Origin of the sequence: Exiguobacterium sp. s163 (assembly GCF_018617135.1) — a bacterium.
Taxonomy (GTDB): Bacteria; Bacillota; Bacilli; order Exiguobacteriales; family Exiguobacteriaceae; genus Exiguobacterium; species Exiguobacterium profundum.
The window spans coordinates 37,021-52,051 of record NZ_JACSJN010000003.1 but is presented as its reverse complement, the minus strand read 5'-3'; the positions used below and the strand labels follow the sequence as shown (position 1 = coordinate 52,051).

The following is a 15,031-nucleotide window of genomic DNA, read 5'->3' as shown; positions in this document are numbered from 1 at the left end:
TGATGTTTGGGGTCTGTCACCCCCTTACGCAAACAAAAAGAGCCCAATGCATAAGCAGGGCTCTTTTTGTTTGCATTATTCAGTCGGTTCCGTCACACCTTTTTCAAGGAATACGATGCGACTCTTCGCTTTATTCTCTGTCATGACGAAGACTTGAATATAACTTCCTCTTAACGTGAACGTATATTCACCATTTTGATTCGTGTAGGCTGTTTGTAGGTTCCCGTAGCTATAGTAGTCACCATAACTCGACTTCTGTAGGAACACTTTCGCATTCGGAACTGGTCGCCCGCTAGAATCGGTCACTTTACCTCGGATGTAATGACTTGAATATCCCGAAACGCCCAAACTGATTTTATTTGGAACGGTACCCACTACCGGAGCCGGTGGATTGATGGTCACCGTTGTAATCGCTTGACCTGAAGGGGTCTGGATTGAAAGGTTCGTTGTTCCGACTCGTGCATATACCATTCCGGTGGAGTTCGCCCGTACTTGCCCGGAGTAACTGCCATTCGCATTTGTTGTGACCGTGCCTGAGAATGCACCAGAAATGGTCACTGTTTGGTTCGCCACAGGTTTTCCATCTTGGTCGAGGAGAATACCAGAAACGGTGTAATATTTCCCTTGTTCCATTGTGCTAGGCTTGTTCATCGTCAACTGTTTTGGTGTAGAAGTCACGACACTTACACTTGTAAGAGCATCTCCGTTCGGAGTCGTCATGGACACCGGTTGACCCTCGATTGTCGCAGTTACGTCTCCTGAACTGTTCGCTTCGAGTGTGGCGTTGAATGCGCCATTTTCATCGGTAGTGAAGGTTCCGCTCAAGGCACCATCCACCTCAACCTTGGCGTTCGGAACAGGGTTTCCATATGCGTCTTCAACAACGCCTGAAACAGATACACTCTCTCCTGCGTTGACGGTATCAGGAAGAGATACGACTACCTTTTCTGGTGTTGCGGAGTTGACAACAATCACATCACCCATCGTATATTCGAATCCGTCTCCCTTGATAGTAAGTCCACCTGTACCGGTCTTGGTCGGAGCTTCATAATCAAACATAAATTCCCCATCTACTGTAGGGTTCTCATTCGATACCACGCCGACATCCGTTGACACATCGAATGAAGTGCCATCTTTCACGCTGTTCCCATAGAGGTCTTCAGCTTCCCCTTTGATGGTGTAGTCTTCACCGGCAACGATTTTATCAGGAAGTTCAACATCAACGGAATTTGTTTTACCTGGCGTGAATTCTACCTCAGCACTGCCGGTTTCGATGACACTGTCTTGGAATGCGTTGTCTACGAGCTGATACGTCAATGACACATCATTCGCAGAGTGCTCTGAAATCTTCACCTCTGCTTTCCCGTCCTCAAGCTGTTCAATGATGGGTTCGGTCAAAGTCGAGGCAACTTTGGCATTTCCTTCTCCTTTACCTTCGACGATGATTGTTGCATCGATAGCAGGGTTCCCGTAATCATCTGTTGCTTCAACCTTGAGAATCGCATCTTCTTCAACCGATACTTGCACATCTTTTAGTTCTGCAGAGAGCTGAGATGCTTCTCCTACACCAGAACCGGTTTTGAATACGACTCCTTCATCAAAGTTGACGACCGGAAGATTGCCTTTCAATGCCTTCTGATAATCACTCTTCACAAGAACAGTTGCCGAGTACGCCGTATATCGGTCAAAGTCTTGATGTTTCTCGATAGAGACGACACCGTCCTTATAAGATGCTTGATGAAGCGTCTTGTCTCCAGATTCGGAAGTCAAGAGGACTGCGAAGTCTTGTTTCTCCAATTGCTGACGATTTGACTTGAAAGAATGGTCATTTTGGTCAACAGAGAACTGCACGATTCCATTTGGTGCAACTAGACCAAGAGGTGCATCTTGTAATGCCACGACATGCTCCAATCCACCTTTTACCTTTGCATTCATACTCTTCTGCTCTGAAGGGCTCAGGCTTTCAGATTTTGCGAGGGAAGTCATCGGACTTACCACCATCGTCGCTGATAATACCGTCAAGGCGACTTTCTTAGTTCTCTTACTTTGATTTACTTTCAAACTATCTCCTCCTAGTGTGCACAATGAATATGCTTGTTTATTTACAAATGAAATCCCCACCAATACGGAGTGGGGTTTATTTGTTCTAGTGATATAGTAGTTCTGTCATTTTAAGAATATTCAACCGAGGCGGTTCTACTCATCCCTTTATTTTGACTATAGTCAAAAAATATGATATAATACTTATACATTCCTTCTAGGGAGGTGGAACATCTTGAAAGAAAGCACTCTTTATGAACCTGTGAAGCGATTCTTGCTTCGTAGTGGATGTTCTGATGTCTATGCCGAGGTAGGGAATTATGATGTCCTCGGGTTGCATGGGACAGTCAATTTCATCGTCGAGATGAAAACATCATTGAACTTCAAGGTAATTGACCAGGCGCTCATAGCCTTGAAATCGGCTCAATACGTGTACATTGCGGTACCACAACGTAAAGGGCAAGTGCCTAAGTCAGTACAGTTACTTTTGAAACAATATAGAATCGGATTGCTTTATGTTGATGGGCAAGAGGTCACTGTCATGGTGCCCGCTCGATATAGTCGGACGGCGACCAAGAACAACGGACACCTGACCATCCGCAATTGTATACGACCTTATCAGGATGAACTGATAGGGGGAGTGAAGTCTGGCGAGAAGAAGACGGACTATAGCGTGACCATCGATACCATCCGCTCATTCTTGAGATATAGCAGACGAGGACGATGGACGACCGTTGAGCAAATCCTGTATTGTTGCGAGACACATTATGCGAACCCTCGCCCTTCGGTCATGGCGACATTACGTGCTGAATGGAACAAAGATTGGGTGGAGACAAGGAAAGTCGGACGTAAGATAGAATTTCGGTACAAAGGAGATGTGGACAGAGATGAAACTACTGGGAGAAGACAGAGAACGATTTCCGGATGAGTTGCTCGTGAAAGCTTATCAAGAATATCAATCAGAGGAATCGTTCGAATCCGCATTGATTGTGAAAGAACGGCTCTTACAAAATCAACAACTCTGTCCTGAAGATGAGTATGCGATTACGGAGCGTTTTGTTGTCAAGACGCTCGCCAAGCGATTTGTAGAACAATACGTCAAAACCCACAGCGACTGATTGTGGGTTTTTATCTTGTCTGATGAATGAATGAGGATTGCCTGAATAAAATAGAGCATGAACAAAGAGTTGGCAGTGACACATCACTTTATTAAAGGGGAGCATGCATATGCATATTCATGAGGTCAAAAAGTTATGCGAGAAAGGTGCACGTTGGGCGGAGCGGAGAGCCAAATGGAATTTTGGAGAACGCAAGCAGTCCTACCTTCATCTTGCTGAACAGTTTCGAGAAGTCGAGAATGACATCGAACGCATTGTGGAGAGGATGAATGACTTTGTTCTTTTGGAAAAAGCACTCTATCACATAGATGTTTTTGACGGCAAACACTTCAGGTGGATGAAGATTCATGAGATTCGTCAATGTCTGCAGAAGATTGAGCGACAGGCTGTATGCACGCTCTACTATCTGAACGATATCGAGATAGAATGGAGAGAACAACGTGAATACGCTCGATAAAAAGAGACCTCAATGGGGTCTCTTTTTGATGACCTTGCTTATATCTTTTCTAGGAATACTTCGATATTCTAGTATGGGGAGGGGATATCATGACTATCAAAAAACGAGACCCTGAGAAATGGCATCAGCGTCAAATGCCATCGTATATCGAGGTAGGAGAAAAGACTGGACTGATGTTCGAGGACAACAACGGTCAGATACGGACGAGAGCCGAATTCTACGAGATGATGGAGCTTGGTAAATTGTTTTATGACACTCCGGGCGTGGATGAATGGATAACACGTCAAAACAAGATGACACCTTTGTCCACTCATGAATTATTTGAGATGTCGGAATTGGTTGATGAGAAACTCATCCTTCCAAAACCGAGATATACGGAGAAAAAACTTCGAGAATATCAACGAATCGAATGTGATTGGTGTGGGACTATCAAAGAAGGGGAGAAAGATTCATCATTCTTCGTATTGCACGCACGCTTGGACGACAAGCAAAGTGTCGAAGGAAGCTGTTGTCAAAAGGCTTGTGCTGAGAACCTGTGGTATGACCAGGTCATTGAGTGGGTGAATGAGAAGGGATTAAGCGATGTCGTTCATACTGACAAACATATCGGAGCAGAAGGATGACCCTCAACGGGTCGTCTTTTTTATTTAAGTCTCCTGTTGCATAGGATAGAGCATCTCAAACAAAAGAAGGGATAATCTCTATACGATACAGGAGGGATACATGATGATTTTGTATCATGGCACGACAAAGGAAAAATCGGAGAACATCGAAAGGATAGGGTTTTCTTCTGAATATCAAGGGGAGAACGGGAACCATCTCGGAGCAGGTATCTATCTGGCAACAACAAAGAAGCGAGCCAAATGCTACGGGAATGCCATTGTGAGTGTTCAGGTCAATCCGGAACGATTGGTGATGTGGGATGAATGGTATCCGGATTACATGAATCGCTGTCGTGAGGCGTATGAGAGTGGTACACCAACAGAAAAGGTGAATGATGTTGTCGGGGAATCAATCCGCTTACGCTATATGCATGATGGATATACGGGAATCATCATTTCTGCACCCATGAGCCATGCGAAAGAAGTCGTTATCTATGATGAGACTGTCATCGAAAAGGTTTGGCTCTAGCTATCATCAAAAACGGTGAGCGGGTAGCGACTTATTGTCTTCCACTTAAATGATTTTAAATATAGTTATAAATTTAGATTCAAATTTAGTGATAAATTTAGTTTACTTTTTATCTTGTTCTTTGTATGATAAGTATATAGAACAAAGTGAGGAGTTGGGATAATGAGATTTCCTAAATTGAGAGACGTCATGATTAGCTTGAGCGAGTTTAAAAAAGAGGTCTCAAACCTTATCGAAAAGAAGGCTACAAAAATCATTGTCAAAAACAATGAACCGGTCGCCGTCATGATGTCTTACGATGATTACGAGGATTTACTGAGCGGACACAAGACTCCTGGAGAGACCTTCATCCTGAGTAATGGAGTGAAAGTGAAGATTGTCGTCACGGAAGAAAATGAGGAAATCGTGACGAAGACCTATATCCAGATGAAGAATTCGGACGAATTCAAATTATACTTCACGCATGGTATGACTATCCCAAAAGTCGAACAGACATTGACGCCAGAAGAATTGGTCGCATCTTATGAGATTGGTGAGGATAAAAACGATTTGTTCAAGATTTTCGAGATGGACCGTGAAAATAAAAAACAGGAGTGAGATTTTATGAACACAGAAAATATTGAAGTTCAAGAAGAATTTGACAATGAAGCATGGAACATGATTAAAGAGCTTTACGAAGATGCATTCAAGGAGTTAGTGGAACGATGAAGAAACTTTCTATGAACCTAGCCACTGCCATCAATCGTCGAATGATTGAAGACTATTCACCAGGTGAAATGGCGGGAGTGAAAGAACAGGGACTCTTGAACAGTGCTATCGAAAGACCGTTCCAGACGATGTTCGGAGATGAGCTGTATCCTGATATCTTTACAAAGGCAACGGCATTGTTCGAGTCGATTGCAAAGAACCACGTGTTCTTTAATGGCAATAAGCGAACGGCTCTGGGCTGTGTGATGTATTTCTTATATATCAACGACCAGAAGTGCGTCCTGCCTACAGATGTAGCCGCAGACCTCGTTGTAGACTTTGTGACGAAGAAGAAGTCGTTTGCGGATGTTGTGGAACTGTTAGAGAAAAACAGCGTATATGCAGGAAAGTAGAAAGAGACCTCTGAGGGGGTCTTTTTTCTGTGAACAAACGAATATAGAGACAAGTTGACGAACGGTGTTTAAAACAACCTCATGTAATAAACAGTATTTCCTTTCTGTAGAATAATTGAGACAAAAAAAGGAGGGGATAGCGTGTTAAAAATGATTTTAGTTAGCATTGTATTTATTGTTGCATCCAATCGGATTCATAGAAGGGTTATCTGGCTGAGTTGTCTACCTTCAACTCCGCCAACAATCAAGAGGGAAACTCATGTTATGTGGATATTGTTTTATCTTGTGATGATGATAGTAGCAGTTTGGATTAGTGGGATTTCGATTCTCCAAATAGTCGGAGCGGTCGTTATATGGCTCTTCTTCTGGATAATGTTTCTGTTTCTTATAACTGTATATGTATATATACGAGAACGAAGAGACCGTTAATGGTCTTTTTGTTTTTGATTCAGATGACTCTAGTACAAATTTTATTAGTATCGAAATTTCTCCAGTAATTAAAAGTCATTTATCATAAAAAAACTTAAAAGGGTAGAGATGATGTCTGAAAAAAACGAAATTATATTTATTTAGAAAACGTTACTTTTCGGAATAGTTTGACCAGTTTCTGAGAGGGGTGATATACTACTATTGGGAGTTTGGTGAAGAACACAATGAAACGGGGCTAACAACATGGGAGACATGGGCATATCTGAAAGGTATTTAATGAATCTATGGGAGCATTTAGATTCTGCATGCGGGAGTCTAGAGCATGCTCAAGAATTGGTAGAAGAATGCGAATTCATACCAAGCTACATAAAACAAGGGATGAGCCAAATTGACTTTTCACTGGTGACAGAGTTGAAAAATCGAGTCGAAGATGAATTATTGAAATTGACCGGCAATGAAGCAATGATAGATGACCTGCGGGAAAACGGAGAGTGTAAAGATGAGTGAAAAACTGGCGTTTGAGAGCATGGCTGTTGCTGAAATCAAGACGATGATTCGACTATGTGATAATGACCCGAACCTAGATTTCTTGCGGATGCTCGGCAAATATAGACAAGAAGTCGTTTATGATAAGAGAGTCTTTGAAGATGAAGAATTTGATGCAATCTGTCAACACGTCTTAGACGACCTAGACGCAGAGGAGAAAAAGAATGAAAAAAACTGCTGACTTTTTAAAGGAGAATATGCCTTTCGTGAAGCTACGCAAAAACCATGCATTGATGACATGGGATGATACAGAGTATAAGATTCCGAGTGACCTCTTTCCGGTGTTAAACAAGCCCTCGTTGCGTTATTTTAGCTATGCGGATACGGATACATTAGGAGCGAATACGGAGTTAGCCCGAATATACGACAGTCTCGAATTCAAGGTCGGATTCTGTTATTCAAACATCGAACAGTATTCTGAAGCGCTCAAAAAAGCGGGTTTGAAGAACTTCAAAATCTATACAGGATGGGTTATCACTTATGGTTTACCGGTTCATCATTGTTGGTTGGTATGGAATGACAAACATGTGATTGACCCGGGCGTCACGCTTGTTGAGAATGCTTACTTGTTGCAAGCGGCAGAGTTAAAGAAAAACAACCCAGAAGCATCCATGGATGAGATGCGTGAATTGTTCGTATCGATTCACAAGAAGTATGAGTCAGCCAACAACACCGAGTATCGAACCTTCGGCAAAGTTGCACCTTTTGCCTTCTACATTGGCACTGAAACGACACCGGTACAGGGGCGTAAAATCTTCAATAAACTCATGAAAGACTATCCCGAGCACCCCTCTTATGCACGTGGCGGAATGAATGGTCAAGGTGAATCGACCTTACAGACCATGTTAAGGAACTCCTGATTACTTATATTGATATAACTATTCCGAAAAACGTCATTTTTGACATAAATAGGAAAAATGAATTGAAAATGAGTGGTGAAAGATATTGAAAGACTTCATGGCACATTCTTTAGAAGAGAAGATTCGGAAACGCCTGATGGGGCTACCCGAATTTGTAGCCGATTATATTTACCGGTTGGAAAACGTCAAAGAAGTTCAAACACTTTTTGAATATAGCAAGGATTTGCAGTTATTCATGGAATTTCTTCATCAACATGACCGTTTTCGTTCTACCTCCCCCGCTTCCATCACCCTTGAGCAATTGGGAACTGTGACGGAGAGAGATGTGCTAGATTTTTTGCAATATTTGAAGTCCTATGACAAGCAGTATCAGTCCTCTACGGGCAAGACATTAACCAAACGCTATCATAATAGCGATGCCGGACGTTCAAGAAAATTGGCTACCCTTCACAGATTTCTTTCGGATTTGGAGCGGAGAAAGCTCATCCCTATTGACCCTTCGAAGCATTTAGACATCAAGGTCAATAAAAAAGCCAAGATTAAGAACCGTCTCTCCCCTGAGCAAATCGAACGATTCTTCTCTGTCATCAAAGAAGATATCAATGCGACGACATCAATGGAGAAGGCGTTCCATGAAAAGGTTAAATATCGTGACAGTATCATCGTTCTCGTTCTTGCGTTCACAGGGATACGCATCAGTGAGTGCGTACAGCTAGACATACAGGATGTTCATTTGGGCAGTGAAATGAACTACCTGGTCGTTGTCAGAAAAGGCGGTGATGAAGAGGTTATCCCCCTCCCCGACCATGTCGCTGAAGAGTTGGGTCAGTATATCCAATTTCGTAGGGGGTTGATGGCGTTACCTGACAAACGTCATCAGGATGCCTTGTTCCTCTCCTTGCAAAAGAAGCGTATTCATGACAAGACGGTTCGTCAATTGTTAGAGAAATATCAGATTCGTAGCGGGATTGATATCAAAATCACTCCCCACGTATTCCGTCGCACGTTTGGAACGAACCACTACAACCAGTTCCAGGACATGTATTTGACCGCTCAAGTGCTTGGACATTCGTCTGCAGAGACAACAAGGAAGTTTTATGCCGACCCGGATGCTGAACGTGTGGCGAGGTCAATGCGTGACTTCAAATATGGAGGTGGAGTCTAATCTCCCCCTCTTTTTTGTTGCCTACCCCTTATGTTCTTCTGCTTTGAGGAATAGGATAAGATAATCTATATCATAGGGATTCCAACGAATATTACTTTATTTAAAGGAGTGTTTTTGTGTATTCAAACGATTATTTTCATAATTCCGATGAGATTTTGGATAAGTTGACGGAATTAGACTTTCATTGCAAAAGGAACGGGGTCGTCAGTGAGTTGGTTATTTTGGGAGGTTCAGGCATCCTTCTCTATATGGAGATGCAGAATGTTCAGTTCAGACCGACGCAGGATATTGATGTGAATATTATTAGAGCGACAGATGTGAATGAAGCCATCTCTCAGTTAAGAGATGGAGGTTTTGATATCGTTGGAGGTGTCAGCGAACTGCCTCCTAGAGAGGATTATATCCCTGGTGAGACCATCTTCGAGCTTGACCTTGATTTGGATGCTCTTAAGGTATACGTCCCATCTATCGAAATACTTGCTTGCACGAAACTCTTTAGCAAGCGGGAAAAGGATTTCCTAGACTTGAAAAATACGAATATCTTGAATCAGTGTGACAAGGAAACGCTATTAGATATGGTTGAAGAGTACAAGCCATATATGCTAAATCCTGAGGATACGGCATATAATGTACACGAATTGCTTCACTTTTTTGAAGAACGGGGTATATAATAAGAGAACAGATACTATTACGTAGGGAAAGGAGGCGATTGGAATGGTAAAACCAGTGTTGCATGATGAGTATGTAAGGGAATTAACTGGGCTGTTCAATTATCTATCTGATGGTGGAACTGAATACCGCAAGAAAACAGCGGAACTTGCGCTTACCGTTGCGAAACAAGTTGTAGACCCTTACGATTTCTGGTCACGTGCAAGAGCGGCTGAACACCTTTTCAACCGTTTACCTGGACTCGACGAAGAACGTCGCAAAGACGTTTCAAAAATGTTGTCTGTCACCGTTCGTGACCTTCACCGAAAGTACAATCGTAGTGCAGAGGTTACACGATATGTTGAAGAAAAGCGAAAGAAACGAAAACCTTTGGCTTTCGTATAAAGGAGCTTGAACCGTTCGTCGGTTCGAGCTTTTTATATACATATTCAAATCCCGTAGAAAAGAAAAAAACCTGTATTCACAAGGAATACAGGAGAATAGAATGTTCGCCGAGAGAAAGGTGACAAGCCTCTCTCCGCAAGAGAACATGGACACTACACAAGGTACGACCGACAAATCGTACACCAGATATAGTTAAAACTTAAGACATTCTATGTTCTCAAAGAGCTGAATATTCCGGTCATTTAAGAAGGGCTAAGACCTGCTGATTGTTCAACATGCCTTGTGACATCATCGACATGGAAGCATCCATGAGCATCTGGTGTTTCGTCATTTCTAATGTCTCCTTGGCTACATCCACATCCATAATCTTAGAGAGTCTTTTCTCTAAATGTAGTCCGGCATCTTTCAGATGTTCTTGTTTGAACGCTAGGCGATTCGTCACTGCACCGATGGATGAACGTTCTCGCAATACCATCTTGGATACATTTTGCAACACCAACAAAAAATCTTGGGCATCCCCTGATGTATTCAAGCCGACAGCCCCATCTTTTCTGAAATCATCCATCGTCTTATAGACACCGTTCCTATCGTTCCCTCCGAGACCATCTGTCCCTAGATATCCGAAATCGATATGGAAAGGTGAACCCTTATCGTCAATCGAGATGACGAACCCGCCACTCGCATCGAAGATTCCCTTTCCACCGTATGTCGCCTTGTTCGTGACCTGATGGAATTCATCAATCAGTTCATCTACTTCAATACGAATGGCTTCAAAGGATTCTTGTGAGATTGTCTCATTTGATGCTTTCAAAGCAAGTTCTTCTAAACGAGCCAACATGCCGGAGCCTTTCTCAGCCACACTGTCCGCATAATTTAACAACGAGATGGCGCTCGAAACATTTTGTTGAGCTTGATGATTCCCACGGATGGACAAGCTTAGTAAATCACTTTGCACCAACCCCGAAGGATTGTCAGAGGCACGATTGATATTTTTACCAGATGAGATTCTTTCCAAGGATTTAGAGGCAAGCTGAAAATGCGTTTGATAATTATTATTGATTGTCTTCAAGACAGAATAGTCCATAGTCAGACACCTCCTATCATTGAAGTAATCTCAAGACTTGTTGATTGTTCAACATGCCTTGAGACATCATCGACATGGAAGCATCCATGAGCATCTGATTTTTTGTCATCTCTAACGTTTCTTTCGCCACATCGACGTCACGAATGCGTGCATCAGATTTTGAAAGATGCGTGGAGCGGTCAAGGAGAGCTTCCGAGCGGAAATCCAAGCGGTTTCGAGTCGCACCGAGGTTCGCTCGTTCTGCGGTGATTTGACGAATCGCTTTATCGACGTTCCCTGCGAGAACACTTGCGTTATCCTTGTTGACCGTCAGCTCCATCCCACCACCCCATTCGAACTTGTTGAGCGTGGTCGCCGTATATCCTAGATAGTTCGTATCCATGTCACGGATATCAATATTGATTTTTTCCCCATGTGCACCTACGGTAATGTCAAAATCTGCTTCACCATTCAGCACTTTCTTTCCGTTGTAGGTCGTTTCATTCGCAATGTCACCCACTTCTTCAAGAAGGTCGTCCACTTCTTCTTGGATGGCTTTCATTTCTTCATCCCCGAGAATCTCATTCGATGCTTTTAGGGCAAGTTCATGCACCCGCTCCAACAACTTGGTCTGTGAAGCCATGGCACCATCGGCAACATCGATGAGCGATTTGGCGTCTCCGATGTTTTTACGAGCCTGTTCTGCGCCTCGAATTTCGATACGAAGGTTTTCTGACTGCATCAAGCCGGAGGCGTCGTCAGAAGCTCTGTTAATCCGTGACCCTGTGGCGAGTCTCTCCATCGATTGACTTGCTCGTTGCGAATAGGTTGAATATTGGTTGTACGCTTGCAAAAGTGCGATGTTCTGATTGATGTTCATAGATATACCACTCCCTTACTTTTTCTTTTAAAATACAATTATATATTGACAATAGTCAAAATATATAAGGTCTACCCCCTGTTCTACACAGCGAACAGAAAAAGTCCCCCTCGAATGTCGAAGGGAACTTCTATTAGCGTAGAAGTTGTAAGACTAATTGTTGAGATTGCATGGACTGGGCAAGCATTGAAGAAGATGCTTGAGATAGAATTTGATGCTTCGTCATCTCCATCATCTCCTTTGCAACATCAACGTCACGAATACGTGATTCAGCTTCCGTTAAATTTTTAGAGGTCGATTTTAGATTTTCCAATGTAAACTCCATCCGGTTTTCTTTCGCACCCAATGTCGCCCGTTCTGTCGAGAGTGTCTTCAGAGCCTCTTCAGAAGCACCGATTAGTGCCAATGCTGTTGTTCTGTCAACCACTTGGTTAGTACCGCCGGTTTTGAACGAATCAAGCTTATTCGTCGAATCACCCAAGACAGATGTGCTCATCGAGCCGATATTGACGTTCAGCGCTTCCCCGTTGGCACCGACTGAGATATTGAGATTCGCTGTGCCATCGAGTAACTTTTTCCCATTGAAGCTCGTCTTACTAGCTGTCGTATCAAGCTCTTCCAATAGTTCGTTGATTTCAATTCCAATCGTTTCTAATTCATCATCCCCCATCGTTTCAGATGAAGCCTTGACCGCCAATTCATTGATACGCTTAAGCACTTCCTGTCCCGTTTTGAAACCACCTTCAGCCGTCTGGATAAGAGAGATACCATCCTGAACATTGGATTGAGCTTGGTTCAGACCACGGATTTGAGCACGCATCTTCTCAGAGATAGCGAGACCTGCGGCGTCATCTGCCGCACTATTGATACGAAGACCTGAAGAAAGGCGCTCCATCGATTTTTGCATGAGTGTATTGTTCCGATTCATTTGATTGTATGCATTAAGTCCTGAAATGTTGTTGTTGATAATCATAAATATCAAGCCCCTTTTCGTTCGTTTATATGCATATTATCATTTATTTTTTAGACTATAGTCAAAATTATGGAGGTCTACCCCTAAAAAAAGAGCACCAATTTGGCGCTCCTTGTTCTTTACGGCATTAAGTTTCGTACCAGTCTCAAAGCCTCAATGTAGACCCATACAATCGTCATTACAAGTCCGACTGCTAGGAACCATTCGTACTCCTCCCCTGCCCCTTTTTCGATATAATCCTCGATTAACATATAATCATTGAAAAAGCTTAGGCTTGCAAAAATGAGCATCAACACGCTAAGCCCGATAGCCAAAGGCGAACCATCGTATAGGAAACTCGTATTCATACCGAACAACGTACCTACTAGAAGGATTAAGTAAAATAGAAAGCTTCCCGTCATCATAATGGCAATCACATTGTAAAATTTACCCCCACGCTTCATTTTCACCACACCCGAAGCAAAGAAAGTGAACGTTGCAATGGCGATGGCGAAGGTCGCTACGATAGCTATCAACACAACGTGCCCACCGGACAGTTTCAACGTGAGGATAGACAAAATACCAAGCAATACACCCTCTGAAATGGCATACAATGCGCCATATGCTCTTGCATGGAGCGGCTTGAATATGATGACCAGTGAGCTGATGAGTGCAATCGCAATTGCCACCCAGAACGTCGTCATCATCGCCCCTCGGTTCGCCTCCAAATCCCCTGCGAATAAAAGAACACTCACTAGAGACGACATAATCACAAGGGAAAGCATGACGAATGTCTTGGAATAGACACCCTTCCTTGATACGACACGGTTACTGGACTCTGCGGTTAAATCTTGTTTTAGTATTGGGTTTTTCATCTAAATGACCACCTCTTCTTTATATTTGAACTGGAAAGGATTCAATAGAGGTTGATGATTTCTTTCGTAGGTTGCAGATAATCTGCAATAAATACCCCTACAATAAAACAAGCCTCTACATATAACAGCCAAAAAATAGTCTTCAATCTTCTCATCATCCTTCCGTTCTTCATTTTATGCTATGCGCAAATCCGTAGATAATAACAAAACAGGGTCACTAGACCCTGTTTTTAGTGGTTCGAGTCATTTCTTATTCTTTTTGATGTCTCGAATGACATAATATCGCCACAATTCCTGTAATTCATCTCTGTTGATACATGCCTCGATTTCTCCAGTTCCTACTCTCACCAAAAGAAAATGAGTGCCTTGCAGGAAGTGTTTTTCGAATCCTTCTGTTGAAACCACAAGTAAGTCTCCGTCATCTGTAACGAGGATGTCCCCGGGTTCATGATTCCAATCCAACTCTTTTTCCATGGTCAATCACTCCTTGTTCAGATATATTTACCTACTGTCTCCATCACTTTTTCCGCATTAAATGGTTTAACCAGGAAGTCTTTGGCTCCGGCTCGGATTGAGTCGATTACCATGGCTTGCTGTCCCATTGCTGAGCACATGATGACCTTTGCATCAGGATGACGTCGGACAATCTCTTCAACTGCTCGAATGCCATCCATTTCAGGCATTGTGATGTCCATAGTGACGAGGTCGGGAAGAAGCGCATCATACTTTTCAATTCCGTCAGCACCATTCACTCCTTCACCCACAACCTCATGTCCTGCCTTCTCAAAGATACCTCGTAACATCATTCTCATGAATGCGGCATCATCGACCACTAAAACTCTTGCCATTCTATCTCCTCCATATCTACACGCCTTTATATTGAAATAGTATAAAATATTTTTATAGAATAGTCAAAAAATAAAAGTCGCATTAGTACTCTTCATCAAAGCACAAGCGCATCAGAGGACAATCACCATTGGTTATCCGCTCAAAGCCCTTTTCCTCATACCACGAGACGAGGTCAAAGTCATTTGATTCTAACGTATCGGCTACGAGATAGATGACATCCATCTCCCGTTCGACAGCCAAGTCGATAAATTCATCGAGGAGAGACGTCCCGACTCCACTTCCTCGTTCTTCCTCTTCCACCCACAAGTTCTTTAGAATGCCAACAGACTCCGAGGAACTCTGTTTCTCTTCGAAATGAGAGACGAGACCTTTCGACTCCATGTAGTTGAACACTCTTCCGATGTGCTCAGGCGAACAGAGCAACCCTTCATATCCTGCATCCATCTCTTCTAAAACATGACTTACAAATGGTTCTTGCATCCTTTTCACTCCTCAATCATATCGATTCTACTG

Annotated in this window: 21 protein-coding genes; 13 read left to right on the top strand and 8 right to left on the bottom strand. The window is 42.9% G+C overall.

The window, feature by feature from the left end:
- Positions 1 to 75: 75 nt before the first annotated feature.
- The gene (locus tag KNO71_RS08945) at positions 76 to 2,061 is read right to left on the bottom strand and encodes a carboxypeptidase regulatory-like domain-containing protein (protein ID WP_214688071.1); all 1,986 of its coding nucleotides are present in this window, start codon (positions 2,059 to 2,061) and stop codon (positions 76 to 78) included.
- A gap of 214 nt (positions 2,062 to 2,275) precedes the next feature.
- Between KNO71_RS08945 and KNO71_RS08940 the strand changes: the two genes are divergently transcribed.
- From KNO71_RS08940 to KNO71_RS08880, 13 genes are all read left to right on the top strand, one after another.
- Positions 2,276 to 2,968 carry a hypothetical protein gene (locus KNO71_RS08940; RefSeq protein ID WP_251031970.1) on the top strand — a complete coding sequence of 231 codons (693 nt, stop codon included), beginning with the start codon at positions 2,276 to 2,278 and terminating at the stop codon, positions 2,966 to 2,968.
- Complete coding sequence (locus KNO71_RS08935) at positions 2,928 to 3,158, top strand: hypothetical protein (RefSeq protein WP_214688070.1); 231 nt, start codon at positions 2,928 to 2,930, stop codon at positions 3,156 to 3,158. Before KNO71_RS08940 ends, KNO71_RS08935 begins: the two co-directional genes overlap by 41 nt.
- Positions 3,159 to 3,267: 109 nt before the next feature.
- Positions 3,268 to 3,615, top strand: coding sequence for a hypothetical protein (locus KNO71_RS08930; protein ID WP_214688068.1), 348 nt, complete (start codon positions 3,268 to 3,270; stop codon positions 3,613 to 3,615).
- An 89-nt stretch (positions 3,616 to 3,704) separates the two neighbouring features.
- Entirely contained in the window at positions 3,705 to 4,238 is a 534-nt protein-coding gene (locus KNO71_RS08925) for a hypothetical protein (RefSeq protein WP_214688066.1), read from the top strand.
- Between the two features lie 103 nt (positions 4,239 to 4,341).
- A complete protein-coding gene (locus tag KNO71_RS08920; RefSeq protein ID WP_214688064.1) occupies positions 4,342 to 4,746 on the top strand; it encodes a hypothetical protein in 405 nt (134 codons plus the stop codon).
- A 162-nt stretch (positions 4,747 to 4,908) separates the two neighbouring features.
- Entirely contained in the window at positions 4,909 to 5,343 is a 435-nt protein-coding gene (locus tag KNO71_RS08915; RefSeq protein WP_214688062.1) for a type II toxin-antitoxin system Phd/YefM family antitoxin, read from the top strand.
- 107 nt (positions 5,344 to 5,450) lie between these two features.
- Positions 5,451 to 5,846: a type II toxin-antitoxin system death-on-curing family toxin gene (locus tag KNO71_RS08910; RefSeq protein ID WP_214688060.1), complete on the top strand. Its 396-nt coding sequence runs from the start codon at positions 5,451 to 5,453 to the stop codon at positions 5,844 to 5,846.
- Between the two features lie 672 nt (positions 5,847 to 6,518).
- On the top strand, positions 6,519 to 6,782 hold the full coding sequence (locus KNO71_RS08905; RefSeq protein WP_214688058.1) for a hypothetical protein: 264 nt from the start codon (positions 6,519 to 6,521) through the stop codon (positions 6,780 to 6,782).
- Positions 6,775 to 7,002: a hypothetical protein gene (locus KNO71_RS08900; protein WP_214688056.1), complete on the top strand. Its 228-nt coding sequence runs from the start codon at positions 6,775 to 6,777 to the stop codon at positions 7,000 to 7,002. The genes KNO71_RS08905 and KNO71_RS08900 overlap by 8 nt, the downstream gene beginning before the upstream one ends.
- Positions 6,986 to 7,681: a hypothetical protein gene (locus KNO71_RS08895; RefSeq protein WP_214688054.1), complete on the top strand. Its 696-nt coding sequence runs from the start codon at positions 6,986 to 6,988 to the stop codon at positions 7,679 to 7,681. The genes KNO71_RS08900 and KNO71_RS08895 overlap by 17 nt, the downstream gene beginning before the upstream one ends.
- A gap of 85 nt (positions 7,682 to 7,766) precedes the next feature.
- Complete coding sequence (locus tag KNO71_RS08890) at positions 7,767 to 8,846, top strand: tyrosine-type recombinase/integrase (protein ID WP_214688052.1); 1,080 nt, start codon at positions 7,767 to 7,769, stop codon at positions 8,844 to 8,846.
- Positions 8,847 to 8,962: 116 nt separating this feature from the next.
- Positions 8,963 to 9,517, top strand: a complete 555-nt coding sequence (locus tag KNO71_RS08885) for a DUF6036 family nucleotidyltransferase (RefSeq protein WP_214688051.1) — start codon at positions 8,963 to 8,965, stop codon at positions 9,515 to 9,517.
- A 43-nt stretch (positions 9,518 to 9,560) separates the two neighbouring features.
- Entirely contained in the window at positions 9,561 to 9,899 is a 339-nt protein-coding gene (locus KNO71_RS08880) for a hypothetical protein (protein ID WP_214688050.1), read from the top strand.
- 238 nt (positions 9,900 to 10,137) lie between these two features.
- On the opposite strand, the gene KNO71_RS08875 is transcribed toward KNO71_RS08880, so the two are convergent.
- The 7 genes from KNO71_RS08875 to KNO71_RS08845 form a co-directional block, all read right to left on the bottom strand.
- Positions 10,138 to 10,983: a flagellin gene (locus KNO71_RS08875; protein ID WP_214688049.1), complete on the bottom strand. Its 846-nt coding sequence runs from the start codon at positions 10,981 to 10,983 to the stop codon at positions 10,138 to 10,140.
- 16 nt (positions 10,984 to 10,999) lie between these two features.
- Entirely contained in the window at positions 11,000 to 11,842 is an 843-nt protein-coding gene (locus tag KNO71_RS08870; RefSeq protein ID WP_214688048.1) for a flagellin N-terminal helical domain-containing protein, read from the bottom strand.
- A 133-nt stretch (positions 11,843 to 11,975) separates the two neighbouring features.
- Positions 11,976 to 12,815, bottom strand: a complete 840-nt coding sequence (locus KNO71_RS08865) for a flagellin N-terminal helical domain-containing protein (RefSeq protein ID WP_214688047.1) — start codon at positions 12,813 to 12,815, stop codon at positions 11,976 to 11,978.
- A gap of 119 nt (positions 12,816 to 12,934) precedes the next feature.
- Positions 12,935 to 13,669: a Bax inhibitor-1/YccA family membrane protein gene (locus tag KNO71_RS08860; protein ID WP_214688045.1), complete on the bottom strand. Its 735-nt coding sequence runs from the start codon at positions 13,667 to 13,669 to the stop codon at positions 12,935 to 12,937.
- 243 nt (positions 13,670 to 13,912) lie between these two features.
- Positions 13,913 to 14,143: a hypothetical protein gene (locus KNO71_RS08855; protein ID WP_214688043.1), complete on the bottom strand. Its 231-nt coding sequence runs from the start codon at positions 14,141 to 14,143 to the stop codon at positions 13,913 to 13,915.
- 17 nt (positions 14,144 to 14,160) lie between these two features.
- Positions 14,161 to 14,517 (bottom strand): response regulator, encoded by a 357-nt coding sequence (locus tag KNO71_RS08850; RefSeq protein WP_214688041.1) that lies wholly within the window; start codon positions 14,515 to 14,517, stop codon positions 14,161 to 14,163.
- An 82-nt stretch (positions 14,518 to 14,599) separates the two neighbouring features.
- Positions 14,600 to 14,998 (bottom strand): GNAT family N-acetyltransferase, encoded by a 399-nt coding sequence (locus KNO71_RS08845; RefSeq protein WP_214688039.1) that lies wholly within the window; start codon positions 14,996 to 14,998, stop codon positions 14,600 to 14,602.
- Positions 14,999 to 15,031 lie beyond the last annotated feature (33 nt).